The following is a 26,768-nucleotide window of genomic DNA, read 5'->3' as shown; positions in this document are numbered from 1 at the left end:
TGCCAATCAATGTAATATGAAGATTACAGTTCTTGCCGTAAATCGCTCTATCGCTGCTATTGTAACGTGTTTTTTTTTCTTCAATGGGCTACACTTCCGCTCGCTTTAACTCGGGTGTCAGGAACTAAACGTTTTATTACATTTATTTAACTCAAAAGTCGGTGAGGGCGAGGGGTTACACGTGTTAGCATTCGAAAGAGCAGTTACTTCAAGGAATGAGGTCAAATAAGTTATGGTGAGTGTGGTTTTTTTATCTTCTTTTGCGGTGGCGTTCGCCTGTATCGCAATTCTCCGGCCGATTGCTGAAAATATCGGGTTAGTTGATAAACCTTCTGAACGGAAGCAACATGTCGGGCATATTCCACTTATCGGTGGGATCAGCATTTATTTTACCATTCTGATAATCACGCAGTTTTTCATTCAGGAAACACTGGCGGTCAATCTTTACCTCATTTCGTGTTCTTTTATGGTGTTGATTGGTGCCTTGGATGATTATTACGATATCAGCGCACGTTTTCGTCTGGTTGCGCAGCTGTTGATCGCCTCTATTATGATTTGGGGTGCTGGCTATGCTCTGTATGACCTCGGTGATTTGTTTGGTTTAGGTCGCGTCAATATCGGTTTATTAGCTTTGCCCGTTACGCTGTTAGCCGTAGCCACTGCAATCAATGCATTTAATATGACGGATGGTATTGACGGCTTAGTTGGTGTTCTTGCAACAGTCAGTTTTGGTAGTTTATGCGTACTTTTCTATTGGGCGGAGAATCAGAATCTGTTTGTGATAGCCGCTACCTTTGTCGCAGCTTTAACGGCGTTCCTTTTGTTTAATCTCGGCGGTCTGCGTCGCTTATTTGGTAAAGTCTTTATGGGTGATGCCGGCAGCATGATGCTGGGCTTGACCATAGTTTGGCTGCTGGTTATTGGTACGCAGGATGGAGAAGGAAGTTTTCGTCCGGTTACTGCGTTATGGATCATTGCTGTTCCTCTGATTGACATGTTTGCTGTGATGCATCGTCGCGTGCGCAAAGGAAAATCGCCTTTGTCTGCGGATCGAGACCATATTCATCACATCTTTATGCGGTTTGGTTTTTCGTCACGCCAGGCTTGTGCATTGATTGGTTTAATTTCCGTCGCTTTAGCCGGTGTAGGATTGGCTGGGGAATATTTCTCTGTACCAGAGCCGGTTATGCTATTTAGCTTTATTGGCCTGTTTTTGGCCTACGATTATGCCTTTTTACACGTTTGGCGCTTTTCTAAGTGGATGCGTGGTTGAGCTAACATCTGGCAATAAAAAAAACCGGCATAAGCCGGTTTTTTTATGTCTGTTTGAAGTCGTCTTACAGACGATCCAGTACCGCCTGTGTAAAGTCTGTGGTCCCTGCAGAACCACCCAGGTCACGGGTAGTGCGGTCACCGCTTTCAATCACATCTTTCAGTGCGTTGCGGATTTTCTCGGCTTTGTCGCCCATTTCCAGATACTCAAGCATCTGAATAGAGGCCAGGATTACTGAGCTTGGGTTTGCCAGGTTTTTACCGGCGATGTCCGGTGCAGAACCGTGTACGGCTTCGAAAATCGCGCAGTCTTTACCGATATTGGCGCCTGGTGCCATGCCCAGACCGCCAACCAAACCGGCACACAGGTCAGAGATGATGTCACCGAACAGGTTAGTGGTAACCATCACATCGAATTGGTGTGGGTTCATCACCAGCTGCATACAAGCATTGTCTACGATCATCTCAGCAGACTCGATATCCGGGTAACGCTCACCGACTTCACGGGCAACTTTCAGGAACAAGCCAGAAGTTGATTTGAGGATGTTTGCTTTGTGCACGGCGGTAACTTTCTTACGGCCTTCACGACGGGCTAATTCGTAAGCGAATTCAACAATACGCTCTGCACCCGCACGGGTGATTTTGCTCTTCGCTTCGGCTTCTGAACCATCTTCAGAAACGATTTGACCCAGACCACTGTACATACCTTCGGTATTTTCGCGCACAGTGATGATATCGATGTTCTCGTAGCGGGCTTGGGTACCTTTGAAAGAAATTACCGGGCGCACGTTTGCGTAAAGCTCGAATTTCTTACGCAGGCTTACGTTAATAGACGTAAAACCTTCGCCAACTGGCGTAGTCAGTGGGCCTTTTAATGTCACGCCATTTTTAGCGATCAGATCCAAGGTTTTTTGCGGCAACAACTCACCTTCGTTTTCTAACGCAGTAAGACCTGCGTCGGCAAAGTCATAGGCAAAATCACAGCCGACTTTGTCGAGGATTTGCAGGGCAGAGTCAATAATGCTTGGACCGATACCGTCACCACGGATTACGGTAATACGTCGTTGAGTCATGTAGATTCCTTAACGATTAATAAAAGTATGGGCTTATATAAAATAGCCTAATCTCAGAGGGGGCGTTTTATAGCATTTTACTGCTTGATTTTCCACTGAAAAACGTATGCAGGCCTTGATCTGCCCAGCAAAACAATGCTACCGGCGAGGTGTGTCCGAATCGATGTCAGAAGCTGTTTTGTTTGGCCAGATATTGTTGATAGCTGCCATCACCTTTGGCGATGAGTTGGTTGTTGTGAAATAGCAGCGGCGTACATTCATCTTCCGTGGTAATACCGTCGGACGTTTTGCGTTGGGTGCGGTAAAACATGACCTGATAGATATCCGTGCCTATGCGTTTCGCTTCACTGATATCCGGAGAGCCAAGTAAGTCGATAACTTTATCGCGGTGAGTACCCGATACCATCGCTTCGATTTTGACTTTATTGAACAATTCTCGGTCCTGCCAGACCATGTCTTCGGTTTTTTCTTCGTAAAAATATTGTACGGTCAACATAATTGCCGCGTAAGCGACCAGGCCGATGGCAATACGTTTAAAAATAACCTTTTTCATGCGTCCACACTCAAACTGACTGACGAATATTGTAAGGGGGGCAGTGCAAAGACTCTAAGGGATTAAACGCAGAATCACGCCATCTGACGTGATTCCGCAAGAGGAAGATTATCTTACCACTTCATAGCATGGGTTATAGGCTGAGCCAGGTAACTTCATGCGTTGTTGTTCCACAAACGAACGTAACAGGTCATCCAGCATCGCCATAATCTTGGGATCACCATTAATCTGGTATTTACCGTTTTTGCGGATTTCACGGAGGCCTTCAGCCTTCACGTTGCCCGCTACAATGGCAGAAAACGCACGACGTAGGTTCGCCGCTAAAGCGGACACCGGTTGTTCGAAGTGCAGATCCAGGCCCGCGACATTTTCGTGGCTGGGATAAAAGGGCGCCTGGAACTCCGACTCGATCTTTAATGACCAGTTGAAGTGGTATGAATCACCGGTAGCGCGGCGGTATTCCAGTAATTTGCTTTGCTGCTCTTTGATCTTACGTGCAGCTGCGGCGGCATCACCCACCACGATGGTATACAGGCTCTGTGCTTGTGGACCCAATGTTGCGCCAACAAACTCATCGATTGATTCGAAGTATGCGCGCGATTCTTCCGGGCCGGTTAACACCAACGGCAGACACTGATGTTTGTTTTGCTCGTTCAGCATAATACCAAGCAAATACAATAATTCCTCTGCGGTACCTGCACCACCTGGGAAGATAACAATCCCCTGGGCTAAACGCACAAATGCCTCTAGACGTTTTTCGATATCCGGCATGATCACCAGTTCATTCACGATGGCATTAGGTGGCTCGGCGGCAATAATGCCTGGCTCTGTCACACCTAAATAGCGTCCATTACGGTAACGTTGTTTGGCATGGCCAATGGTTGCGCCTTTCATCGGCCCTTTCATCGCGCCCGGGCCACAACCGGTACAGATATTCATTTCGCGCAATCCCAGTTCATAACCGACTTTTTTGGTGTACTGGTATTCCACGTCATTGATTGAATGCCCACCCCAGCAGACCACCATGTTGGGATCGTTTTCTGGCTTGAATACTTCGGCATTGCGCAGCATATCAAACACCATGTGGGTGATATGGCCTGAATCGTTTGCGGTCTTAGCGCCCATGTCGTATTTGGCCGACATGTGCAGTAAGTCACGGATAACGGCAAACAGATGCTCATGTGCGCCTCGAATGAGTACGTCATCCACAAACGCTAATTCAGGTGGGTTAGTCAGCTCAATTTTTATGCCGCGCTCTTTTTGCAGGATGCGGATATCAAAATCTTCATAGGGTTTAAATATTTCTTCCGGATTATCAATTTCGGCACCGGAGTTCAGTACTGCCAAACAGCAGTTACGTGCCAGTTGGTATAATTCGCTGGTAGTAGAGTGCATCAAGCGATCTACTTCATACTGTGACAGCAGGCTCATCGAGCCGACGGGATTTAATTTTACACTTTTCATCGATTTCCTATTTCTCAATTAAGTACCTGCGTGCTTTTGCAGATACCGGCGCTCCACGGCGCGTTTATCATCACCATGTCCATGCCACGGGATCGAATTGCGGATGACTTACAATCCAATCAATTGGGAACACACGTAGCCCTTTCCCGAATGTCGGTTGTCAAATACAGCTTTGGAATGCAGAAGGAAATAATAGTCTGTCTTCTTGATCTGCCCACAACGTGTTGGATAACAACGTCTGAGCAGTTGGCGGGTCCCCGGCTTCGACTGGCAGTGGGGAGACTCGGACAAAAATCCCAAATTGAAACGAGATTTTTGTGTTCCAATAATGCTTTGCAACCCCTTCGTTATACTCTCCACGAAAACGAATATCAAGGGGTTGAAACGCGTAAATTTAATTGTTCGGTCTGGTGGAATAAGGCTACTGACGAGCCTGACGCAGATTTTGCCAACAAGGTTCAAAATCACTGCGGAATGGATTGATGTCGAGGCCGCCTCTGCGTGTATATCGTGCATAGACAGTAAGTTTATCCGGCTTACATTGCGATTTTATGTCACAGAAAATACGCTCAACGCACTGCTCGTGAAATTCGTTGTGCTGGCGAAACGCAATTAAGTATTTCAACAGGCTGGCATGCTCAATTTGTGCCCCCTCGTAACGGATTACGATACTGGCCCAATCTGGCTGCGAGGTAATCAGGCAGTTGGATTTTAGCAAATGGCTATGCAAGGTTTCGCTAACCGGCTCGTCAGTGGTGGTGAGTAGCGAGACATCCGGTTGGTATTGGCTTACCTCAATATCTAGGTCATCAATACATTGGCCGGGCAGGCTGACGGTATTGAATTCGCTCAGTTGCTGCATGGTGTAAAGGGTGACGTCGACATTGCCATTGGCACAACGGCTTAAATCTAGTTGCAATGCCTCCTGCACCTCTTGCCAACTGGCAAAATGGGTCTGGTTAAAACTGTTCAAATATAATTTGAACGATTTTGATTCAATCAGATTTTCAGATTCAGCAGGCACGTCGGCGCGCAAAATAGCGACCTGGGGTTTGCCCTTGCTATTAAGCCAGGATAACTCGTAGCCATTCCAGATATCACACCCGCTGAAAGGCTGTGAAGCCACAATATCCAGCTCATGGCGATTCATGGATCTCGGCACGGCCTGTAGCAATTCCGGGGCATATTTTTCAATATACGTAACGGATTTTCCGAGTGAAAGGTGCGACAGGGCGTGATCTGGTTGCGACATCAATTAACTTCCGAGGTTACAATAGCCACTATTGTACTTGTGTTTAACAGTGAGACTCAATTTGCATCTCGGATTAATTCAGGCACTAGCTCAATTGATGAGCAAGGTAACAGCGCTAAACGTCATGACCGAATTTGACCCCGAATGGCGCAGCCCATGTGAGCAAGGGGAGCCAGATACTCAGGGGATGATTTCCTGGCATCCGGTTCATCGCGAGCCTGCTAATGTGAATTGGACGCCAATTGACGAGGCCATCGGGCTACAACTGCATGAGGATGTAAAAACCTACTACAGCAGCTATTACGCAGCCAATATAGACGTGACGTTACCTCGCGGCAGCCTGACTTTGTTGATGCCGTGGAATGAAGAGGATATGCAGCGTTTACAGCAAAACTTGATTGGACATTTGTTGATGAAAAAGCGATTGCGCCAATCGCCCACCTTATTTATCGCCTGTACCGATGATGAGGATTATCTGATTTCGTTGGATAACAACAGCGGTGGGGTATATTTGGAGCGTGTTGGTCAGGCGCCACAGGAATTGCTGGCGCCCAGCTTGACCGAATTCCTTCACTTACTCCTGCGTGACGGTGAGTTTAGTTAACTGGCTAAGGGCTTTTTCCAGCACAGCTACCCGTAATTCCAGTTCCACAAGTCGCTGTTCCTGAGTTTTATGCGATGTCTCAGTGGCAATACATTCTTCCTGAGGTGCATCTGGATTGCTGCGCCACACCTTTAATGCGTGAATGATTTGCGGCATCGGTAATGGGATCGCACTCTTCGCTTTGATAAGTGCCACCGTAGGTTGCAGGCCGCTACGGGCGAGTTGGCTGCAAATCGACATTATATGCTGGGTATTGTCTCGCATAGTGATTCTCGCTAATCAATGAGTAATTTGACCAAATTTATTGAATTCTCTATCGGGCGAATTTAATAAAATTAATATAAAACAAAGTCTTATATATTGGCCTTGGATTTGCTTAGTCTGGTCATTATAAATGAATGCACATAACAAAAAGAGGTTTTTTATGTACAAATTAGTGTTGTCCGGGGTAATGGTGGCGATGTTGTCAGGCTGTGTGATTTCAGTTGATGGCCGCGATGATAATTGGCAATCAGATTGGGAAGCCCGCGAAGAGCAGAACCGTCGCAAAATCACGCAATTGCAGCCTGGTATGAATATGAGTCAGGTTCAGCAATTATTTGGTCTGGCAGATTTTAATGAAAGTTACGAGAAAGATGGTAAGCAGGTACAGGTCCTGTTTTATCGCACAAATCGCAACCACGGTGACGGTAAAACCACCAAAGACGAATGTACACCGATAGTTCTGCGTGACGGCGTATTAGTCGGCTGGGGTGAAACGGCTTATTCCCAGCTTTAAACGCTTCTTGATATCAGCGCAATCGGGCATTGAGTTGGTCGATTGCGCTAGTCCAATCCGCATCCTCTCTTAATGCATCACGCAGAAATTTACGCTGTGAATCGTTCCAAAACGGCGCGTCTTCTAAATACATGTCCGGATTTAAGCCGCGATGGTTGTCGATAAAGTTGTCAATCTCAGCATCGTCGTAGGCCAGACCTAGTTGCGAAAACAACCCCTTTAAGGTGGGTTTTGATAAGTCCATTGTATTTCCCCTGTCGTAACGGTTAATCACTGCCTGTTTAGTATAGCTTTATTTGTCCGGGCTCAAAAAAAACGTCAACAAAATATTAACAATTTCAGTTTATTGCGTTAGCTTGGGACGTAAATTAGCGCCAAAAATGGAAACTACAAGATGCCAATTCGTAATGCGGTGTTGCCAGATAATCTCAAAGCGGTATATCTCAGTGCGGAGGATCTGCGGATTGCCGCATCAATCCTGTACAACGCTTATCATGATGATCCGGTGTTTTGCGAAATATTTAATTCTATTGAAGATGGCTATGAACAACGTTTGCGTGCTGCAATTCGCGAAGAATTAAATGCATTCTGGCAAGCTAAGCAACCTATGATTGGCCTGTTCGATGAAGACCGTATGCTGGCCGTGACCTGTGTCGTAACGCCTGACGATAAGTTTGGTCCGCAGCGCTTCTGGCATTGGCGTCTTAAAATGCTGTTGACCGCAGGGTACCTTGGCACGCGTCAAATGATGGATAAAGAAGAACTCATCAAACAGCATATGCCAGCAAGTCGCTATCATATGATCTCGTTTATTGGCGTGCATCCAGATCATCAGCAGCATGGAATGGGGCAAATGTTGTTAGGGGCGATTCAGGCATTGTTGGATGCCGACACCACTAGCGAAGGCGTTGGGGTTTATGTGACGCTGGATAAATATCTTGAGTTCTTTAAAGGCGCTGGTTACGGCGTAGTTGAACAACTGGAGGTGGCTGGTATTGCCGGGCACCTGATGTTTAAACCGAGGTAATTTTCGTGTCGCACTTCAATAGTTTTGCCGAATTTTATCCATATTACTTGTCAGAGCACCGTCATCCTGTCTGTCGCGCATTGCACTATACCGGTTCACTCCTGGTGTTAACTGTACTGACGGTCAGTTTGTGGGCAGAGCAATATGTGTGGCTTTGGGCATTGCCATTTATCGGTTATGGTTTCGCCTGGATTGGGCATTTTATTTTCGAAAAAAATCGTCCGGCAACATTTAGCCACCCGTTTTACAGCTTCTTGGCTGATTGGGTGATGCTGAAAGATGGAATTCTGTCTTTGCTGGGGTGTAAAACGCCATTGGATAACATTTCAATCTAATCTCTTTGACCTAATATCCTCGACTGCCTGTAGGAAATGTCTTACAAACGCGTAAGAGCAGGTAGTCAATTTATTCCTAAATAAACATCGTTCATTTACTTAAGTTGCTGTTTTAATGTGATTTTTGTTTTTTCTGCGATTCCAGAATTGTCTAATTGTTAAAAAATTTAATTTTTCGAACGCCTTATTCGATTTGATTAGCTGTACATTACTCCTCGTCACAAGGAAACACGACGGGTCAGGACGACACAAGGATGAACTTGGACACGCTCAGGGCGAGCGAGGAAACACAGGATTGTGTTAGTACCTAAGGATAAGGTACTCAGGGATGGATGGAATAAGGCTGTTAGTCTCAGGGATGAGCACGTCAGGGAGACGGAGCCAGGCATTGATAGGGATGTTACAGGAAGATAATCACGCCCTCAGGGTGCTGAGTCAGGGAAGATAGTTTTCAGAGTGTCAGCGACGGATCGTAGCAGGGACAGAAACTAGCAAGGATTGGTTGAGAAGGATCTTCTTATGGAAAAAGCGCAGAATTCAGTCTGCGCTTTTTTTATGCCTTGCGATTGTCAGATTCGATAGGCCGGCATAGCGATATCTTTGAGTTGGTGGCCGATTAATATCAGGTGGCCAATAGACGCATCTTCCCCATTGCCGGAGAACTCAAAGGCATATTCATTGTACCAGGTTAACTTTCCACGGCTCCATGCCGGACGGGTTTTGATTCTGGCCAAACTAATAAATTGCAAATTGTGTTTATCACAATATTGATTAGCCAGCGTGAATGCGCGCTCAGATATTCCTCGTAGTGTCCAAAAGTGCGCAATCACGGCAAACGCCAACAGTAACCACAAGGTGCCCCACAACATTATTAATGCCTTACCGAGAACACCGCGCCAATCGCAGCGTTCAGTATTTCATCTTTGTGAGGATCTCGCAGTACCTGCAGAATCTGGTCACGTAACTGTGGTATTTGTACTAAATCGGAAAATAACCCGCGGAATAATTCAAAATCACTGGAGGCATGTGCCACGTTCGCTAGGTATTGACTCAGGGTTGCCTTGTCTGTGAGCGCTGGCCATAAGCGGCCGGCAATTACCACTAGAACATCTACTTCTTTACCTTGTGGCGCGTGCAGTAATTCATCGAGTAAGGCCTCTACTGCAGGTGTATCACTGACACCGCATAGCGCGCGCAATCCGGTTGCTATCTTACGTGGCTCCTGCTGTAAACGGATCCAGTTAGCTACGCTCGAACTAAGTGGCTCGCCGATAACCTGATTCTCAAGGCTTTGCAGAATATGCGCCTGCAATGTGTCGGGTAACTGCGTTAACACTTCGCCTAACAAGGCGTCGCGTTTAGCTGGCTCGGTAAATACGACCCAGTCGCTAATACCTTGCAAAGCCAGTTGCTCCCACTGCTGCCAGTTGCGTTGTTCGAAGGTGTCATTCACGGCCTGAAAATGTGTACTCGGTGGCAAATGCAGGGCTTTGCGGCTGATGCTGTTAAAATCCGCCAGTTGTTGCTGGCCTGGAGTAAATTGGTACGGATTGTCTGGTAGCGATTTGTCGGCTGAGTCATCGTCCATCGTGCTGGCGAGACGTTCGACGATTAGTTGCAGGAATTGATCCCGTGCGGCCAATACCAGTTTGCCTTGCTCGTCTAAGGGTAATCGAACAAACCAGATGTAATGTTGCGCATTCAGCTGAGGATTGGCGAATACTATGGCAAACCAACCTTGTTGTTGTCTTGGACTCGGATGAGCAACTAGCCCGTGCTCAAAATCGAGAAATGACTGGTCTTCCCAACGGGTAATGCGGCGACTCATATCAAAAATCATATAGCGAGTCCCTGCCTGAAGCAGGAATTCACTTATGCTGGAAATTCGGCTCATGGTACTCTTAGTTCATTCAGCTAATGGGGCATTGTAACTAATGCCATAGAGGTAATTAAGGTTTTTAAGTGATATCTGTAGATGAGGTGGGCCAGTTAATCGAACAACTGGCTACCAAGCTGAGTGATAGCCAGTTAAATTCACAGTCTGTTCCGACAGCCGTGCAGTTGGCCAGTGAACTGCCTTTTTGTTATGACACCCTGCATTTTGAGCAATGGCTGGAATTTGTCTTTATTCCCCGGCTACGTGACATGCTCCGACAAGGCCAATTACCTGGGGCGATGCAGTTGGTACCTATGTTGGAAATGCGGGCAGCGGAACGTCCCGATGTTTGGCAGTTGTTTGCGATACTGAAACGTTTTGATGAGCTTTTCGCATGTTAGAAATCTTATATCAGGATGAGCTGCTGGTGGCGGTCAATAAGCCAAGCGGACTACTAGTGCACCGCAGTATGATCGATCGCCATGCGACTGAATTTGCCATGCAAATCCTGCGAGATCAGTTAGGTCAGCATGTTTTCCCGTTGCATCGACTGGATAGACCGACGTCGGGAGTGCTGTTATTTGCCCTGAACTCGGACACGGCGCGGAGTATGGCGGTACAGTTTGAACAACAAACTGTGCAGAAAACGTATCAGGCGATTGTGCGCGGATACGGGCCGGAGCAAGGCGTATTGGACTATCCACTAAAAGAACAGCTGGACAAGATTGTCGATAAGAAGGCGCGGCAGGACAAAGACGCGCAGGACGCCGTGACAGAATATCTGCGCCTCAAAACTGCTGAAGAGCCCTATCCGGTCGGGCGTTATAGCACTGCGCGCTTCTCACTGATGCAACTTCATCCTAAAACAGGCAGAAAGCATCAGCTACGTCGTCACATGGCCCACCTTCGTCATCCGATTGTCGGAGATACGACCCATGGCGATGGTAAACAGAATCGTTTTATGCGCGAACAATACGGTTTGCACACATTGGCGTTGTGCTGTACAAACATGACGTTTAATCAGCCGGTCAGCGGTGAAAAAATCAGTGTCAATGCAAGCTTGCCGGAGGATTTTCGGGCGGTTTGTCAGCAATTGGGATGGGAGTAAACAATGGCGAAGATCAATATTCTTTATGGGTCGGTTTATGGCGGTGCTGAGGCATTGGCAGAAGAAATTGGTCGCTGGCTTACCGACCAGCAGCATCAGACAAGCGTGATAGAGTCACCGCAAATCTCCGATGTTACAGCACCGGATTGTTTGCTCGTGATCACTTCTACAACCGGGCAGGGGGACATTCCCGGCAATCTTGAGCCGTTTTTTTATACCTTGCGAGATCAGTTTCCATTGTTAAATGCGAAGCCATTTGCGGTGATCGGCATGGGTGATAGTAGTTATGGTGATACATTCTGCGGCGCGGGTGAAAAATGGTTTGAATTGCTGTGCGAATTGCAGGGGAAGGCGATTCGGCCTTTATTGCGCATCGATGCCACTGAGACACTGGAGCCTGCTGATGAGGCAATGCCCTGGCTGAAAGAGTGGGTAAACGAGATTTAACAAAGCCGGTCAAGTGACCGGCTTTTTAATTGTTGTTTATTCTGCGCCACGCAACAAGGCGTTAATACCCACTTTAGCGCGGGTTTTGGCATCGACTTTTTTAACAATGATGGCTGCGTACAAGCTGTATTTACCATCGGCAGAAGGCAGATTGCCTGGCACCACGACAGAGCCTGCCGGCACACGGCCATAATGGACTTCGCCGGTTTCGCGATCATAAATGCGGGTACTTTGGCCGATATACACACCCATGGAAATAACCGCACCTTCTTCAACCACCACGCCTTCGACTATCTCTGAGCGAGCGCCGATAAAGCAGTTGTCTTCAATGATGGTTGGATTTGCCTGAAGTGGCTCCAACACACCACCGATCCCTACACCACCTGATAAATGTACATTTTTACCAATTTGTGCACAGGATCCGACGGTTGCCCAGGTATCGACCATAGTGCCTTCATCCACGTATGCACCGATGTTTACATAGGAGGGCATCAGCACGACATTCTTACCAATAAAGCTACCATTTCGAACGGTGGCTGGTGGTACGACGCGTACGCCATCTGCAATAAATTGTTCTTTGCTGTAATTGGTGTATTTAGTTGGAACCTTGTCGAAAAAGCGCTGTGGTGCGGCGTCCATGACCTGATTTTCATTAATGCGGAAAGACAACAAAACGGCCTTTTTTAGCCATTGATGTACGACCCATTCGCCGGCAATTTTCTCTGCAACACGTGCCTGTCCGCTATTCAGTAATTCGAGCGCATTGCTGATAGCGTTGCGAGTCGCGTCATCAACGGTAGTCGGTGACAGAGTGTCACGGTTATCGAACGCCTGTTCGATGAGGTTTTTCAGTTCGGTCATTGAAATCTCTTTCCTAACTTAAATTATCCAGTGCCGCACTCAGTTGCTTTTTCAACGCCAGTTGCTGGCTTTGGGTCAGGCCCTGATCATCGGCATTACTTAAAATAAAAACGTCTTCGGCACGTTCACCTATGGTGGTGATTTTGGCCATATGCAGGGTCAGATTTAATTCTACAAACACTTTGCTGATTGTTGCGAGCAATCCCGGGGCATCCAATGCTTCTAATTCCAGCAACGTCTGTCCCGCCTGATTAGTGAAAAAGCGGACTTTAGTCGGAACGCTCAGTTGTTTCATCTGGCGGGAAAGCTTGCGATTATTCCGCCAGATGTCACTGCCACTGACAAGCTGACGATGAATGGCTTTTTGAATTCTGGCAAGGCTGGCAGGCTGATCAATCCGCTCATTCTGCTCGTTTAATATGGTAAAGCTATCCAGTACATATCCGTCCTGCGTGCTGCTGATACTCGCATCCTGCACACTGCAACGGCAACTATCGATGACGGATACCACTTGTGCAAACAGAGATGGGCGATCTTTGGTATAAATCAGCACTTCGGTACCACCGCGACAGGTTTCCTCGCTGATCGCGACGAGTGTTACGTCCTGCTCACTTTTGATTGCGGTAAGAATCGCATTGGTTTGCCAGGCAATCTGTATGGCTTTAAAGCGTACAAAGTAATTGCTGTCCAGATTGTGCCATAAGGAGTCGATCTCTGCGTCTTGCCATCCCTGAGCATGCAGCGACGCTCTTGCCTCACTCTGATGTTTACGAATACGTTGTTGAAAGTCTTGTGACAGGGTCTGATCAGACTCCAGCGCTTTACTGGTCATCAAATACAGTTCACGTAGCAGGGAGGCTTTCCAGTCATTCCACAAATTGTCATTGGTGGCGCGAATATCGGCAAGGGTAAGCACATACAGATGATCCAGATATTCCTGAGACTGGACCTGAGCACAGAATTCAGCGACCACATCAGGATCGTAAATGTCACGGCGCTGGGCAGTAACCGACATGGTCAGGTGATTGGCGACCAGCCATTCAATCAACTCTGCAGCCTCATCGCTGAGATGATGGGTTGCACAGAATTCACTCACGTCCAGCGCCCCCAACTCGGAATGGTCGCCACCGCGCCCTTTGGCGATATCATGAAATAATGCGGCGATAAACAGGTATTCTGGATGATCCAGATTACTGACAATTCGTTGACAGCGTGGGAAGTCTTTAGCGCCGTCTTTACCGGCAAAACCATAAATTTGTTTGACCAAGCGATGGGTGTGTTCATCTACGGTGTAGGCGTGGAATAAATCAAACTGCATCATGCCGACAATTTGGTCCCATTGCGGCAGGTAGGCCTGCATAATGCCATGGCGATGCATCAGATCCCAGGCCAAACCAAAGGCATTGGGCGTGGCCAAAAACGCCATAAACAACTGACGACAGTTTTCAAACTGATGCAGGTACTGACCGCGCCAGCGTCGCCGGGCGAGACGCAACAAGCGCAAGGTGTAGTGGTGAATGCCGCTGATATCTGGTGTGCTGGCTATCAGTATAAAAAATTGCAGTAGTTGTTCTGGCTGAGCAAATACATTTGCGTGCCGGGCCATAATCAGCCCATCACATACGCTGAAATCATCATTGAGCAGAGTGCAATGCTGGATTTTTTTGTTCAGTACATCGTGGCGAAAACGCTGTAAAAGCATTTCATTCAGTTCAATAACCCGAGAAGTGATGCGAAACGTCGTGCGCATCATTTTCTCAACGGCCTGTTTGCCTTCGCCGTAACCCAGCATGGCGGCCACATCCGGTTGATAATCGAACAACAAGCGGTTTTCGCTGCGTCCGGCCTGCAGGTGCAACGCAAAACGCACGCGCCACAGGTGTTCACGGCATTCGCGCAGTTCGTCCAGTTCTTCCTGACTAAAATAATCTTTAGCGACTAATTCGCGACCGGTTTGCACGTGGAAATGCTTTTTGGCTACCCAGCCGATAGTCTGGATATCACGCAGACAGCCCGGATTTTCTTTTATATTCGGTTCGAGGTTATACGCCGTACCGTTAAATTTATTGTGCCGGGTTTGTTGTTCCTGGGCTTTGGCGACAAAGAACGCCTCTGAACGCCATAATTTGTCACTGTGAACATCCTGCATGAGGGCAGAATAAGTCGCAGTGCAACCTGCAAGTACTCTTGATTCAAGCAAGTTGGTGGCAATGGTAATATCCTGTCGGGCCAGGCTGCGGCATTCTTTCAGGGTCCTGACTGACTGACCAATATCCAGGCCGGTGTCCCATAGCAGGGTAATAAACTGCCCGATGGCTTGCTGCAGCGGTTTACCGACATCTTTTTTAGCCAGAATGAGCAGATCAACGTCGGAGTAAGGCTGAAGTTGGCCTCGGCCGTAGCCACCCACAGCGACCAGACTCAGTTGCGCAAAGGCACCAAGTCCACACAGCTGCCATGCGCGACTCACCAGGGCATCTACCGCTTTCGCTCGACCGAGAATTAAATCAGTGATTGGCAGAGCCGAAAAATCGGCTTGCAACCAACTTAAGATTGCCTGGTTGGCTTGTTTGAACGATGCAATTGCACCGGCATCATTGAGTTGTTCTATCTGGTCAAGTACAGCGTTTAATGACACCGGGGCTCCTGCCTTTTGTGTGGTTTAGTCGTGAACGATAACCCGTTCGATGGTTTCTTCCGGACGTAACGTCAGGATTTCACAGCCGTTTTCGGTGACCAGCAGGGTATGTTCCCACTGCGCGCTTAAGCTGCGATCTTTGGTGACAACGGTCCAGTCATCGGGCAACAGCTTGGAATGTCGTTTACCTGCATTCACCATAGGTTCAATGGTAAAGCACATACCAGCTTGTAAAGTTTCGCCGGTGCCCGGTGTACCATAATGCACCACCTGCGGCTCTTCATGGAAACCGGCTCCAATACCATGGCCACAATATTCCCGCACGATGGAGTAGTGGTGAGACTCGGCGTGTTTTTGAATGGCGTGGCCGATATCACCCAGACGTGCCCCTGGCTTGACCATTTTAATGCCCAGATATAAACATTCCTGGGTTACTCTGATCAGGCGCTCCGCCATGATCGAAGGTTTACCTACCACAAACATCTTGGACGTATCGCCGTGATAGCCGTCTTTGATGACGGTCACGTCAATATTAACTATGTCACCATCCTTGAGCTTTTTGTCCGACGGGATACCGTGGCAAATCACGTGGTTTACTGACGTGCAAATGGACTTAGGAAATGGGGGATGGCCATAATTCAACGGCGCAGGAATGGCCTGCTGCACGTTCACGATATAGTCGTGACATAAACGGTTGAGTTCTTCGGTGGTGACCCCTTTTTGAACATGAGGTTCAATCATGGTCAGTACATCGGCTGCGAGTTTGCCCGCAACGCGCATTTTTTCGATTTCATCTGCCGTTTTAATAATGGCTGCCAAAACGTAATTCCTGTGATTTTTAAACTGGCCGCATGTTAGCAGTTCTGCGCCTGCGATGAAATATTTGGCCGCAAGGATTGCACCCATTAAGTGGAATAATTATTTGAGTCAGTAGGGGAGTTGTGGTATAAAGCGCGCGCTGAAATTTTCGTGGTTACGCCACAATAAAATATTCGGTAAACATTAATTAAATAACACACATACATCGACACGGTTTTCGGGGTGTCCTGAGAAAGGGATCGAATAACCGGGATGTATGGAGGCCTAACCCCAATAAGGAATCTATTCATGGCAAACGTATCCATGCGTGACATGCTGCAAGCCGGCGTACACTTCGGTCACCAAACCCGTTACTGGAACCCAAAGATGAAGCCTTTCATCTTCGGTGCTCGCAACAAAGTACACATCATCAACCTGGAAAAAACCGTTCCTATGTTCAACGACGCGCTGAACTTCCTGTCTAGCGTAGCGGCGAAAAAAGGTAAGGTTCTGTTCGTAGGTACTAAACGTGCAGCGAGCGAAGCAGTAAAAGAAGCAGCGAACAGCTGTGACCAGTTCTATGTAAACAAGCGCTGGTTAGGCGGTATGTTGACTAACTGGAAAACGGTTCGTCAGTCAATCAAGCGTCTGAAAGACCTGGAAACTCAGGCTACTGACGGTACTTTTGACAAACTGACTAAGAAAGAAGTGCTGATGCTGCAACGTGAAATGCAGAAGCTGGAAAACAGCCTGGGCGGTATCAAGAACATGGGCGGTCTGCCAGACGTTCTGTTCGTAATCGATGCTGACCACGAGCACATTGCTATTACTGAAGCACGTAACCTGGGTATCCCAGTTGTTGCTGTAGTTGATACTAACAGCAACCCTGATGGCGTTGATTACGTTATCCCTGGTAACGACGATGCAATCCGTGCAGTTCAACTGTACCTGAATGCAGCTGCTGGCGCAGTTGCTGCTGGCCGTGGTCAGGAAGCAGGTGTTGCGGTTGAAGGCGACGAGTTCGTAGAAGCTGAATAAGCTCTCGCGTTAACGCATTGAAATAAGGGGCGTTTTCGCCCCTGATTTTTAACCCATTTTTGTAGAGGACTCCAAAATGGCAGTAACTGCAGCATTAGTAAAAGAATTACGCGAGCGCACTGGCGCCGGCATGATGGATTGCAAAAACGCTTTGCAAGAAACTAACGGTGACATTGAGCTGGCAATTGAAAACATGCGTAAATCTGGTCAGGCAAAAGCCGCCAAAAAAGCTGGCCGTATCGCCGCTGAAGGTATCATCCTGACTAAAGTTGAAGGCAATGTTGCCACCATGATCGAGCTGAACTGCGAAACTGACTTCGTAGCACGTGACGCTAGCTTCCTGGCGTTCGGTGACAAGCTGATCAGCGTTGCGCTGGCTAACAAAGTTAACGATGTAGACGCTCTGAATGCACTGGAAATCGACGGCACAGCTATTTCAACTGTGCGTGATAACCTGGTTGCTAAAATCGGTGAAAACATCAACGTACGTCGTGTTGTGAGCATTGAAGGTGACAATCTGGGTGCTTACGTACACGGTGCGCGCATCGGTGTTCTGGCTATCCTGACTGGCGGTGACGAAGAGCTGTCTAAAGACGTAGCCATGCACGTTGCAGCGAACAGCCCGCAATTCGTAAAACCTGAAGACGTGTCTGCTGAAGTTGTAGCAAAAGAGCGTGAAATTCAGGTTGAGATCGCGGTAAACAGCGGCAAACCAAAAGATATCGCTGAGAAGATGGTTGAAGGCCGTATGAAGAAATTCACTGGCGAAATCAGCCTGACTGGTCAGCCTTTCGTGAAAGATCCTTCTGTTCTGGTTGGTGATCTGCTGAAATCTAAAGGTGCTGACGTTGTTAACTTCATCCGTTTCGAAGTGGGTGAAGGTATCGAGAAGAAGCAAGAAGATTTTGCTGCTGAAGTAGCAGCGCAGATGGCCGCAGTTAAGCAGTAATCTGCGATTGTCGTGGGCAGATTGCTGACAATGTCGTCAATCTGCCGCTTTATGGCAATCAAATCCGAAATAATTGGTATCTTGGCTTTTAGGCCATGCCAATGTCAGATAAACTTACCGCGGCTTATGGTCGCGGTTTGTTTATAAGGGAAAGTCCTGTCTATGAGTACTCCAAAATCCGCCTATCGGCGCATACTGTTAAAACTGAGTGGTGAAGCCCTGATGGGTTCTGAAGGCTTCGGTATAGATCCTAAGGTATTGGATCGTATGGCTCAGGAGATCAAAGAATTAGTCGAGCTGGGCATTGAAGTTGGCCTGGTGATTGGCGGTGGTAACTTATTCCGTGGTGAAGGTCTGGCTAAGGCTGGTATGAACCGGGTAGTCGGTGACCACATGGGCATGCTGGCGACGGTTATGAATGGTTTGGCCATGCGAGATGCGCTGCATCGTGCATTTGTTAATGCCCGCCTGATGTCAGCCATACCGTTAAACGGTGTGTGTGATGCCTATAACTGGGCGGAGGCAATCAGCCTGCTTAAATCGGGTCGTGTGGTGATTTTCTCGGCCGGTACCGGTAACCCTTTCTTTACCACTGACTCTGCAGCGTGCTTACGTGGTATCGAAATTGAAGCAGAAGCGGTATTTAAAGCCACCAAAGTGGATGGTGTGTACGACAGCGACCCTGCGAAGAACCCTGAGGCCAAGCTATACAGCAGCCTTAGTTACCAGGAAGTACTGGAAAAAGAATTGAAAGTCATGGATTTAGCCGCGTTTACGCTGGCGCGGGATCATAGCCTGCCAATCCGTGTATTTAACATGAATAAGCCAGGGGCATTGCGTAAAGTGGTGATGGGGGAGCAAGAAGGCACCCTGATTGACCACGCCGAAAATCTGGCCTGATAGTAAAAGGAACTCTACGGTGATTAACGATATTCAAAAAGACGCCCGCGAGCGTATGGAAAAAAGCGTCAGTGCGCTGAAAAGCCAATTTACTAAAATCCGTACTGGTCGCGCTCACCCAAGTCTGCTGGACAGCATTATGGTGCCTTATTACGGCTCTAACACGCCGTTGAAGCAACTTGCCAATATCGTCGCGGAAGACGCGCGTACATTAGCATTAACCGTATTCGATAAGAGTGCGGCGCAAGCGGTTGAAAAGGCAATTATGCAGTCTGACCTGGGCTTAAACCCAATGAGTGCCGGTTCTGTGATGCGTATTCCATTACCGCCACTGACGGAAGAGCGTCGTAAAGATTTGATTAAAGTCGTGCGTAACGAAGCCGAGCAGGGTCGTGTTGCAGTGCGTAACATTCGCCGCGATGCTAATGCCGATATTAAAGAGTTACTGAAAGAAAAAGAAATCAGTGAAGATGATGCGCGTCGTGGTGAAGAGCAGATTCAGAAACTGACAGATGAATTTGTAAAAACCATGGATCAACTGCTGGCTGACAAAGAAGCCGAGTTGATGGAAATCTAAGCTGGTCTTCCATGACGCAGTTAATGATGGATACCATGCCCAAGCACGTTGCCATTATCATGGATGGCAACGGCCGCTGGGCTAAGCAACAGGGAAAACGTCGCACGTTTGGTCACAAAGCCGGTGTTGAATCGGTGCGTGCGGCGGTTCGTTTTGCCCGCCAAAATAAAATTCAGGCTCTGACGCTGTTCGCTTTTAGCAGCGAGAACTGGCGCCGCCCGGAAGAAGAAGTCAGCGTGTTGATGGAGTTGTTCACTTTCGTGTTAAAAAGCGAAGTGAAAAAACTGCATAAAAACGGCGTACGGCTCCAGGTTGTCGGGGATTTATCCCGGTTTGATGACAAACTGGTGCGATTAATCGAGCAAGCGCAGTTACAGACCGCGCAAAATAACGAATTGGTGTTAAACATCGCTGCCAACTATGGTGGTCGCTGGGATATTGTCCATGCGGCTCAGCAATTGGCACAAAAAGTCGCCTCTGGCGAACTGTCGGCCGAATCTATTGATGAATCTTTGTTTGACCAACACACCAGCCTCAGCCAGCTACCGGATCTTGATCTGCTGATCCGCACCGGAGGAGAGCAACGCATCAGTAACTTTCTGTTATGGCAGGCGGCCTATGCAGAATTTTATTTTACCGATGTACTTTGGCCGGAATTCAATGAACAGGAATTTCAACGGGCCGTGTTGGCATTTGCTTCAAGACAACGCCGCTTTGGACAAACTGGCGATCAAATAGAACAACCTCAATCGGGTAATGCATGCTAAAACAACGAATAATAACCGCATTAGTCCTCGCGCCATTAGCCCTTGGCGCTATCTTATTTTTGCCCTTACAACAGTTTCAAATCGTCATCGCACTGATTGTTGGATTGGGGGCGTATGAATGGGCGCAACTTTCCGGCATTTTCTGGCGTCCTGCTAAAGCCCTTTACGCACTGCTGCTTATGGCGCTTTGTGTGTTGTTGGCGATGCAGGTTAACGTCGATGTGATTTGGCAGGATGGCAGTATCCATCCGTTTTATCAGGGCATTCTTAGTGTTGCGGCAGTATGGTGGGTGGCATCTTTATTGATGATCATCGCCTATCCGAAACAAACCGGTTGGTGGCGCAATAATACGTTAATACGGGGGCTGTTTGGCATCCTCACGTTGATCCCCACCTGGGTAGCGATTGTGGTGCTGCGAACCAAAGATTTTCACATTGACCATTACTTCGGTGCATCAATGATCTTTTACGTATTAGGGATCGTTTGGGCGGCGGATATTGGTGCGTTTTTCTCCGGTGTGAAGTTTGGCCGTCGCAAATTGCGACCTAATGTTTCTCCGGGTAAAACCTTAGAGGGACTGTATGGCGGTGTGATGGCCTCCTTGGCGATTATCGGTTTTGCCGCGTTTCATTTTGACGTGCAGGGCACTGAGATACTGCTGCATTTCGTTATAGGTATTCTGACTGTTGGTGTGTCTGCGCTAGGCGATCTGAATGAAAGTATGTTTAAACGCAGCGTCGGCATTAAAGACAGCGGTAAATTGTTACCGGGTCATGGCGGCATTTTGGACAGAATCGATAGTCTGACCGCGGCGTTTCCTGTGTTTACTCTTTGTTATGTAAACTGGATTGCCTGATGCAATACATCACCGTGCTCGGTGCCACGGGGTCTATCGGTCAAAGCACATTAGACGTGATGGCCCGTCACCCGGACAAATATCAGGCCTACGCGCTAACCTGTCACCGTGATGTGGAGACGCTGGTGCGTCTGGCGCAAGCCAGTCAGCCAGAGCATTTGGTTGTTGCTGATGAGAGCCAGTATTCGCGCTTATGTGAGTTAGCCAGACAGGCGAATCTGCATGCGCAATTGCATGCTGGTGAATCTGCACTGGTCACTGTCGCTTCAGCGCAACCGGTTAATCAGGTGATGGCGGCGATCGTCGGGGCGGCTGGATTATTACCGACTCTGGCGGCGGCGCAAGCCGGCAAAAAAGTGCTGCTCGCCAATAAAGAAGCGCTGGTGATGTCCGGTGAAATGTTTATTCAGGCTGCCAATCGCTCCGGTGCAGTTATTCTGCCCATCGATAGTGAGCACAACGCGATATTTCAATGCCTTCCCCATAACTATCAGTACGGTGACCTCGAGACGAGTGGCATCAGTCACTTGCTGTTAACCGGCTCGGGCGGCCCGTTCCGAACCACGCCGCTTGAACAACTCGTATCTAAAACTCCGGATGAAGCCTGTGCACATCCAAATTGGTCAATGGGGCGAAAAATTTCAGTCGACTCCGCCACTATGATGAATAAGGGACTGGAGTTGATCGAAGCGTGCTGGTTGTTTGGGGTGGCGCCTGAACAAATCGAGGTGGTGTTACATCCTCAGTCAGTGATTCATTCCATGGTGCAATACCGCGACGGCTCTGTGTTGGCTCAGCTCGGTAATCCTGACATGCGTACACCGATTGCCCATGCGATGGCTTATCCGCAGCGTATCGACGCCGGGGTTGCACCACTGAATTTCAGTCAGATGACCAACTTCAGTTTCGAACAACCTGATTTCCAGCGATTCCCTAATTTGCGTTTGGCGATTGAGGCTGCGAAAGCGAACCAATTTGCCAGTACGGCATTAAACGCGGTTAATGAAGTCTCGGTAGATGCATTCTTACGCGGGCAAATAGCCTTTACCCAAATTGCTCAGATAAATGAAGCGATTCTGAACTGCGCACCGAGCTCACAATTAGACAGTATTGACGCCGTGCTCAGCTATGATGCCGAAATTCGTGCACTAGCTAAACAAGGGCTGAAGGGAGCGGCCTGACATGACGGGATTTATCTGGAGCCTGATGTTTTTTATTCTCGCGATCGGTTTACTGGTGGCGGTGCATGAATGGGGACATTTTTGGGTAGCCAGACGTTGTGGTGTCAAGGTACTGCGTTTCTCAATTGGTTTTGGTAAGCCACTCTGGCGTACTAAAGATAAATCTGGCACTGAGTTTGTCATCGCGGCGATCCCGCTTGGCGGATACGTACAAATGCTCGATGAACGAGCGGAACAAGTTCCTGAAAAGGATTTACCCTTCGCCTTTAACCGCCAGCATGTTCTGAAACGTATGGCGATCATTGCTGCCGGTCCGCTGGTTAATTTTATTTTCGCTGTGTTCGCCCTGATGCTGATGTACCTGATTGGAATTTACGCTGCTAAGCCGGTCGTTGGAGATATTACACCCGGCAGCATTGCCGAGCGAGCAGGTTTGCCTGTAGGGAGTGAGATCGTTTCCGTAGGCGATCAGGAGACTCACACATGGGAAGCAGCGAGGCTTGAAGTGGTGCATCATAAAGGTGACAACCAACTTACTCTGGAGATTATTCCGCCTGGCGGACTAGACCCGCAAAGAGTCAATCTGGATATCAGACAGTGGGACTTTGACCCGGAGAAAGAGTCACCTTTTTCCTCGCTTGGAATTGAGTTATTTACCCCCAAAACAACCCCTGTATTGGCGCTGGTGGAAGAAAACTCAGCTGCCAGTGCCGCTGGATTGCAGGTTGGAGACAAAATTATTGGTCTGGATGGAACTCAGATTGAAGATTGGGGACAAATACAAGGTTATCTGGTATCGCGCCCTGGCCAATCGGTGATAATGGACGTTGAGCGAGAAGGTAACATTTTAACGTTATCAGCAACATTAGGGGCTGTTAACCAGGGCAACAAACAGGTAGGCTACCTGGGCGTTGCACCGACCAGAGACAGTTGGCCAGAGGGTATGTTGTCATTACAACGTCTTTCCCCATGGTCGGCACTGATTGAAGGCGGTGTTGAGACCTGGCGGTATATCCGCTTTACGTTTAGCGCAATTGGCAAGTTACTGACAGGGGACTTTTCCCTTAACAATCTCAGTGGACCGATTTCAATTGCACAAGGAGCGGGTGCCAGTGCTGATATCGGGTTAGCCTATTTCCTAAGATTTTTGGCCATTGTCAGTGTCAGTCTGGGGGTACTCAATTTATTACCCGTACCTGTGCTGGATGGTGGACATTTAGTGTTTTATGTATTCGAGTGGATTTCCGGAAAGCCGGTTCCAGAGCGAGTGCAGGAGATTGGCTATAGATTAGGGGGCATGTTGCTGTTCGCAATGATGTCTATCGCCATCTTCAATGATATTGCGCGACTGTGATGTCGCATAACGATGGTAGTTTGGAAGAATAACAACAAATGAAGTTAAAAAAGTTAGTTGTCGCCAGCTTATTAGCTACTTGTGGACAAGCAATTGCCGCTACCGACAGTGAATTCGTTGTCAAAGACATTAAAGTGGAAGGCCTGCAGCGCGTCGCGTTGGGGGCTGCCTTAACCTATATGCCGGTGAAAGTCGGCGATAAAATGAATGATTTTCGTGTCGCGCAGTTAATCCGCGCGTTATACGCGTCCAGTCACTTTGAGAAAATCACTATTTCCCGTGATGACGAAGTGCTGATTATCCGTGTGCGTGAGCGCCCAACGATTGCCAACATCGTGTTCGAAGAAAACGACGACATTAAAGATGAACAGTTGCAGCAATCTCTGGACGATAACAATGTCCGTATTGGTGAGCCATTGGACAAAACCATTCTCACCTCTATTGAAAACGGACTGAAAGATTTTTATTACTCAATCGGTAAATACAATGCCGATGTTAACGCGATTGTCACCCCTTTGCCGCGTAACCGGGTTGATTTGAAATTGTCGTTTAACGAAGGTGACGCAGCTGAGATTAAGCAAATTAACATCGTTGGCAACAGCCTGTTCAGCGATGAAGAGTTACTTAATCAAATGGAGTTGCAATTCGGTGCTCCATGGTGGAATTTCTTGGCTGAAACCCGTTATCAAAAGCAAAAGATGTCGGGCGATTTGGAAAAAATTCGCAGCTATTACATGGACCGAGGGTATCTGCGCTTCAGCAACGACTCCACTCAGGTGTCCATGTCACCGGATAAAAGTGGCGTGTATATCACCATGAATATCAGTGAGGGTGAGCAATATACCATTTCTGGTATCGAGTTGAGTGGTGATCTGCTAGGCAACGAAGATGTGCTTAAAATGCTGCTGCCGCTTCGTGATGGTCAGTTGTATAGCTTAGCCCAGGTTACCTACGCAGAAGAGTTTATCAGTAAGTATCTGGGGCGCTTTGGTTATGCGTTCTCAACAGTCACTACGATACCTGAAATTAACGACGAAGATCATACTGTGAAACTGACCTTGTCAGTGGATCCGGGCCAGCGTATCAACGTGCGCCGTATCAGTTTCAAAGGTAATACGGTGACAGGGGACGAAGTGTTCCGTCGCGAATTGTTGCAACTGGAAGGCTCCTGGTTATCCAATAATCTTTTGGAAGCCAGTAAAAACCGCATTTCTCGTTTAACGTATGTGGAAGAGAATGATTTCGAAACAGTTCGCATCCCAGGTAAAGAAGATCAGGTTGATGTAGAGTTTACTGTTAAAGAGCAGCCATCCGGTTCATTCACTGCAGGTATCGGTTATGGTGATGCAACTGGGCTGAGTTTGCAGGCTGGGATTCAGCAGGATAACTTCCTGGGAACAGGCAAGCAGTTGGCGTTTAATGTCAATACTATTTCGTATCAGCAAAGTGCCACTATTTCGTATACAGACCCTTACTTTACCGTGGATGGTATTAGTTTGGGTGGCAGTATTTTCTATAGTGAATTCGATGCTGGTCGAGCGAATCTGGTGCAATACAACAGCAAAACGTTTGGTGTTGGTGCTAATTTTGGTTACCCGATCAACGAATATAACCGAATCAACTTTGGTTTAACGTACAAGCATCAGGAAGTGTCACCGACCCAAGCTTATGAGCAGTTCCGTAACTTCTACGATGTATTCTCAGATCCGGCTAACCCAGACGCGTCTTTGGTATTTGACACATTCCAGGCCTCTTTAGGATGGTATCGTTCGACATTAAACCGCGGTATTTTCCCTACTGCAGGTTCCATGCAACGCGCGACGTTGGCGGCAACCACGCCAAACTCAGATTTAAATTTTTATAAATTTAACTTTGAATCCAAGTTTTATTATCCGTTGGACAGTCGCCATAAGTGGTCATTATTGGCCCGTGCGCAGTTTGGATATGGCAATGGCTATGGAACGATTAATGGTAATGACCAGTTATTACCCTTCTTCGAATTCTTCCGCGCCGGTGGTAGTGATACAGTGCGAGGCTTCGAAAATAATACCATTGGTCCAAAAGGTATTTTGCGCTCACCCCGCACGATTACCGGCCCGGATGGCACTACGATTGTCTTAAGTCCTGAGTATGACAATATCAGCACAACAACCAGAACGTTAGGTGGCAATGCCATGGCGGTTGCTGGACTGGAATTGATTGTTCCTACACCATTGGTAGAGGAAGACTTCAATAACTCAGTTCGCACCAGTCTGTTTGTTGATGTGGGTAATCTGTGGGATACCGAATTTAACGCTGATGAGTACGTGGGGAAAACCGATCAATATGGCCGCGTAATCGATGATTATTCAGATCCATCAACCTATAGAGCTTCGACCGGTGTTTCAGTACAATGGCTCTCACCAATGGGACCAATGATCTTCAGTTTCTCTAAAGTGCTGAAATCTTATGAAGGTGATGATACTAAGGTATTCACGTTCAATGTGGGTCAAACATTCTAAAAATAGCTGTCATGAGCAGTAAAAAAGCAAGGAGTAACAAGTGAAATTATTCAAGAAGAGCGTGGCAGCAGCTGCCATTTTAACCGCAGGTTTAGTAAGCCCTTCTGCATTGGCAGAAAAAGTGGGTTACGTAAACATTCAGGCTATTTTTCAGTCGCTGCCGCAAACCGCAGCTGTAGAGCCCGCGCTGCGTGATGAATTTAAAGACCAAATTCAGGAAGTCACTCGTCTGGAAAAAGACATTAAGTACTACATGGAAAAGCAGCAGCGTGATGCGGCGACTATGAGTGAAGCTGAAAAGCAGGAACTGCAGAAAAAAGTTCAAGAGTTGGGCAAAGATTACCAGACAAAAGCCGGTGAATTAAAACAAGGTTTGGATCAACGTCAGGTAGAAGAGCGTAATAAAATTCTGGCGCTGATCAAGCAGTCTATCGACAGCTTTGCAGAAAAAGAAAAATACGACGTGATCATGAATGCGGGCAGCGTGGTTTACCTGAAAAACACGGATCAGGAAATCTCAAACAAAATCGTAGAGATCGTGAGCAAGATTAAGTAAAT

29 protein-coding genes are annotated in these 26,768 nt (G+C 47.7%); 18 read left to right on the top strand and 11 right to left on the bottom strand.

Features of this window, described 5'->3' with window-relative positions:
* Window positions 1-232 precede the first annotated feature (232 nt).
* Window positions 233-1,273 carry a UDP-N-acetylglucosamine--undecaprenyl-phosphate N-acetylglucosaminephosphotransferase gene (gene wecA, locus TK45_RS02830; protein WP_131257118.1) on the top strand — a complete coding sequence of 347 codons (1,041 nt, stop codon included), beginning with the start codon at window positions 233-235 and terminating at the stop codon, window positions 1,271-1,273.
* Between the two features lie 64 nt (window positions 1,274-1,337).
* Here wecA and TK45_RS02825 read toward each other — a convergent pair whose 3' ends face one another.
* From TK45_RS02825 to queF, 4 genes are all read right to left on the bottom strand, one after another.
* Window positions 1,338-2,345, bottom strand: coding sequence for an isocitrate dehydrogenase (locus TK45_RS02825; protein ID WP_131257117.1), 1,008 nt, complete (start codon window positions 2,343-2,345; stop codon window positions 1,338-1,340).
* Window positions 2,346-2,511: 166 nt separating this feature from the next.
* Entirely contained in the window at window positions 2,512-2,898 is a 387-nt protein-coding gene (locus tag TK45_RS02820; protein WP_131257116.1) for a DUF3192 domain-containing protein, read from the bottom strand.
* Window positions 2,899-3,006: 108 nt separating this feature from the next.
* Window positions 3,007-4,362, bottom strand: a complete 1,356-nt coding sequence (ppnN, locus tag TK45_RS02815; RefSeq protein ID WP_131257115.1) for a nucleotide 5'-monophosphate nucleosidase PpnN — start codon at window positions 4,360-4,362, stop codon at window positions 3,007-3,009.
* Window positions 4,363-4,783: 421 nt separating this feature from the next.
* The gene (queF, locus tag TK45_RS02810; RefSeq protein WP_131257114.1) at window positions 4,784-5,614 is read right to left on the bottom strand and encodes an NADPH-dependent 7-cyano-7-deazaguanine reductase QueF; all 831 of its coding nucleotides are present in this window, start codon (window positions 5,612-5,614) and stop codon (window positions 4,784-4,786) included.
* 97 nt (window positions 5,615-5,711) lie between these two features.
* Here queF and syd point away from each other — a divergent pair, with 97 nt between their 5' ends.
* Window positions 5,712-6,218 (top strand): SecY-interacting protein, encoded by a 507-nt coding sequence (gene syd, locus TK45_RS02805; protein ID WP_131257113.1) that lies wholly within the window; start codon window positions 5,712-5,714, stop codon window positions 6,216-6,218.
* Here the strand turns inward: syd and TK45_RS02800 are convergent.
* Window positions 6,189-6,482 (bottom strand): hypothetical protein, encoded by a 294-nt coding sequence (locus tag TK45_RS02800; RefSeq protein WP_131257112.1) that lies wholly within the window; start codon window positions 6,480-6,482, stop codon window positions 6,189-6,191. The two genes, syd and TK45_RS02800, sit on opposite strands and share 30 nt — an antisense overlap.
* A 160-nt stretch (window positions 6,483-6,642) precedes the next feature.
* Here TK45_RS02800 and TK45_RS02795 point away from each other — a divergent pair, with 160 nt between their 5' ends.
* Window positions 6,643-6,996 carry a DUF3192 domain-containing protein gene (locus TK45_RS02795; RefSeq protein WP_131257111.1) on the top strand — a complete coding sequence of 118 codons (354 nt, stop codon included), beginning with the start codon at window positions 6,643-6,645 and terminating at the stop codon, window positions 6,994-6,996.
* A gap of 13 nt (window positions 6,997-7,009) precedes the next feature.
* On the opposite strand, the gene TK45_RS02790 is transcribed toward TK45_RS02795, so the two are convergent.
* On the bottom strand, window positions 7,010-7,240 hold the full coding sequence (locus TK45_RS02790) for a DUF2789 domain-containing protein (RefSeq protein ID WP_131257110.1): 231 nt from the start codon (window positions 7,238-7,240) through the stop codon (window positions 7,010-7,012).
* Between the two features lie 150 nt (window positions 7,241-7,390).
* Between TK45_RS02790 and TK45_RS02785 the strand changes: the two genes are divergently transcribed.
* Complete coding sequence (locus TK45_RS02785) at window positions 7,391-8,023, top strand: GNAT family N-acetyltransferase (protein ID WP_131257109.1); 633 nt, start codon at window positions 7,391-7,393, stop codon at window positions 8,021-8,023.
* A gap of 5 nt (window positions 8,024-8,028) precedes the next feature.
* Complete coding sequence (locus TK45_RS02780; protein ID WP_131257108.1) at window positions 8,029-8,358, top strand: DUF962 domain-containing protein; 330 nt, start codon at window positions 8,029-8,031, stop codon at window positions 8,356-8,358.
* A gap of 569 nt (window positions 8,359-8,927) precedes the next feature.
* Here TK45_RS02780 and TK45_RS02775 read toward each other — a convergent pair.
* Window positions 8,928-9,227 carry a DUF3301 domain-containing protein gene (locus TK45_RS02775; RefSeq protein ID WP_131257107.1) on the bottom strand — a complete coding sequence of 100 codons (300 nt, stop codon included), beginning with the start codon at window positions 9,225-9,227 and terminating at the stop codon, window positions 8,928-8,930.
* A gap of 2 nt (window positions 9,228-9,229) precedes the next feature.
* On the bottom strand, window positions 9,230-10,252 hold the full coding sequence (locus TK45_RS02770) for a DUF3549 family protein (RefSeq protein WP_131257106.1): 1,023 nt from the start codon (window positions 10,250-10,252) through the stop codon (window positions 9,230-9,232).
* 68 nt (window positions 10,253-10,320) lie between these two features.
* On the opposite strand from TK45_RS02770, the gene TK45_RS02765 reads away from it, so the two are divergent.
* From TK45_RS02765 to TK45_RS02755, 3 genes are read left to right on the top strand one after another with little or no spacing between them, the layout of a single operon-like run.
* A complete protein-coding gene (locus TK45_RS02765) occupies window positions 10,321-10,635 on the top strand; it encodes a YqcC family protein (RefSeq protein ID WP_131257105.1) in 315 nt (104 codons plus the stop codon).
* The gene (gene truC / locus TK45_RS02760; RefSeq protein ID WP_131257104.1) at window positions 10,629-11,342 is read left to right on the top strand and encodes a tRNA pseudouridine(65) synthase TruC; all 714 of its coding nucleotides are present in this window, start codon (window positions 10,629-10,631) and stop codon (window positions 11,340-11,342) included. The genes TK45_RS02765 and truC overlap by 7 nt, the downstream gene beginning before the upstream one ends.
* A 3-nt stretch (window positions 11,343-11,345) precedes the next feature.
* A complete protein-coding gene (locus TK45_RS02755; protein ID WP_131257103.1) occupies window positions 11,346-11,789 on the top strand; it encodes a flavodoxin in 444 nt (147 codons plus the stop codon).
* A 36-nt stretch (window positions 11,790-11,825) separates the two neighbouring features.
* Here the strand turns inward: TK45_RS02755 and dapD are convergent, their stop codons facing one another.
* The 3 genes from dapD to map are packed head-to-tail and all read right to left on the bottom strand — an operon-like array spanning window position 11,826 to window position 16,107.
* A complete protein-coding gene (gene dapD / locus TK45_RS02750) occupies window positions 11,826-12,650 on the bottom strand; it encodes a 2,3,4,5-tetrahydropyridine-2,6-dicarboxylate N-succinyltransferase (protein ID WP_131257102.1) in 825 nt (274 codons plus the stop codon).
* Window positions 12,651-12,663: 13 nt separating this feature from the next.
* Window positions 12,664-15,288 carry a [protein-PII] uridylyltransferase gene (gene glnD / locus TK45_RS02745; RefSeq protein WP_131257101.1) on the bottom strand — a complete coding sequence of 875 codons (2,625 nt, stop codon included), beginning with the start codon at window positions 15,286-15,288 and terminating at the stop codon, window positions 12,664-12,666.
* Window positions 15,289-15,312: 24 nt separating this feature from the next.
* Window positions 15,313-16,107 (bottom strand): type I methionyl aminopeptidase, encoded by a 795-nt coding sequence (gene map, locus TK45_RS02740; protein WP_131257100.1) that lies wholly within the window; start codon window positions 16,105-16,107, stop codon window positions 15,313-15,315.
* Window positions 16,108-16,395: 288 nt separating this feature from the next.
* Between map and rpsB the strand changes: the two genes are divergently transcribed.
* From rpsB to TK45_RS02690, 10 genes are all read left to right on the top strand, one after another.
* Window positions 16,396-17,124 (top strand): 30S ribosomal protein S2, encoded by a 729-nt coding sequence (gene rpsB, locus TK45_RS02735; RefSeq protein WP_131257099.1) that lies wholly within the window; start codon window positions 16,396-16,398, stop codon window positions 17,122-17,124.
* A 76-nt stretch (window positions 17,125-17,200) separates the two neighbouring features.
* Window positions 17,201-18,073, top strand: a complete 873-nt coding sequence (gene tsf, locus TK45_RS02730) for a translation elongation factor Ts (protein WP_131257098.1) — start codon at window positions 17,201-17,203, stop codon at window positions 18,071-18,073.
* A 162-nt stretch (window positions 18,074-18,235) separates the two neighbouring features.
* On the top strand, window positions 18,236-18,973 hold the full coding sequence (gene pyrH / locus TK45_RS02725; RefSeq protein ID WP_131257097.1) for a UMP kinase: 738 nt from the start codon (window positions 18,236-18,238) through the stop codon (window positions 18,971-18,973).
* Window positions 18,974-19,028: 55 nt separating this feature from the next.
* Window positions 19,029-19,550, top strand: coding sequence for a ribosome recycling factor (gene frr / locus TK45_RS02720; protein WP_371414259.1), 522 nt, complete (start codon window positions 19,029-19,031; stop codon window positions 19,548-19,550).
* 11 nt (window positions 19,551-19,561) lie between these two features.
* Complete coding sequence (gene uppS / locus TK45_RS02715; RefSeq protein WP_131257095.1) at window positions 19,562-20,317, top strand: polyprenyl diphosphate synthase; 756 nt, start codon at window positions 19,562-19,564, stop codon at window positions 20,315-20,317.
* Window positions 20,311-21,174 (top strand): phosphatidate cytidylyltransferase, encoded by an 864-nt coding sequence (locus TK45_RS02710; protein WP_131257094.1) that lies wholly within the window; start codon window positions 20,311-20,313, stop codon window positions 21,172-21,174. Before uppS ends, TK45_RS02710 begins: the two co-directional genes overlap by 7 nt.
* On the top strand, window positions 21,174-22,355 hold the full coding sequence (gene ispC / locus TK45_RS02705) for a 1-deoxy-D-xylulose-5-phosphate reductoisomerase (RefSeq protein WP_131257093.1): 1,182 nt from the start codon (window positions 21,174-21,176) through the stop codon (window positions 22,353-22,355). Before TK45_RS02710 ends, ispC begins: the two co-directional genes overlap by 1 nt.
* A gap of 1 nt (window position 22,356) precedes the next feature.
* The gene (gene rseP, locus TK45_RS02700; RefSeq protein ID WP_131257092.1) at window positions 22,357-23,709 is read left to right on the top strand and encodes a sigma E protease regulator RseP; all 1,353 of its coding nucleotides are present in this window, start codon (window positions 22,357-22,359) and stop codon (window positions 23,707-23,709) included.
* 38 nt (window positions 23,710-23,747) lie between these two features.
* On the top strand, window positions 23,748-26,210 hold the full coding sequence (bamA, locus tag TK45_RS02695; protein ID WP_131257091.1) for an outer membrane protein assembly factor BamA: 2,463 nt from the start codon (window positions 23,748-23,750) through the stop codon (window positions 26,208-26,210).
* A 40-nt stretch (window positions 26,211-26,250) separates the two neighbouring features.
* Window positions 26,251-26,766, top strand: a complete 516-nt coding sequence (locus TK45_RS02690) for an OmpH family outer membrane protein (protein ID WP_131257090.1) — start codon at window positions 26,251-26,253, stop codon at window positions 26,764-26,766.
* Window positions 26,767-26,768: the final 2 nt, after the last annotated feature.

The organism is Bowmanella sp. JS7-9 (genome assembly GCF_004329715.1).
In the GTDB taxonomy this organism is placed as follows: domain Bacteria; phylum Pseudomonadota; class Gammaproteobacteria; order Enterobacterales; family Alteromonadaceae; genus Pseudobowmanella; species Pseudobowmanella zhangzhouensis.
This window is presented reverse-complemented; position numbering and strand designations above follow the sequence as displayed.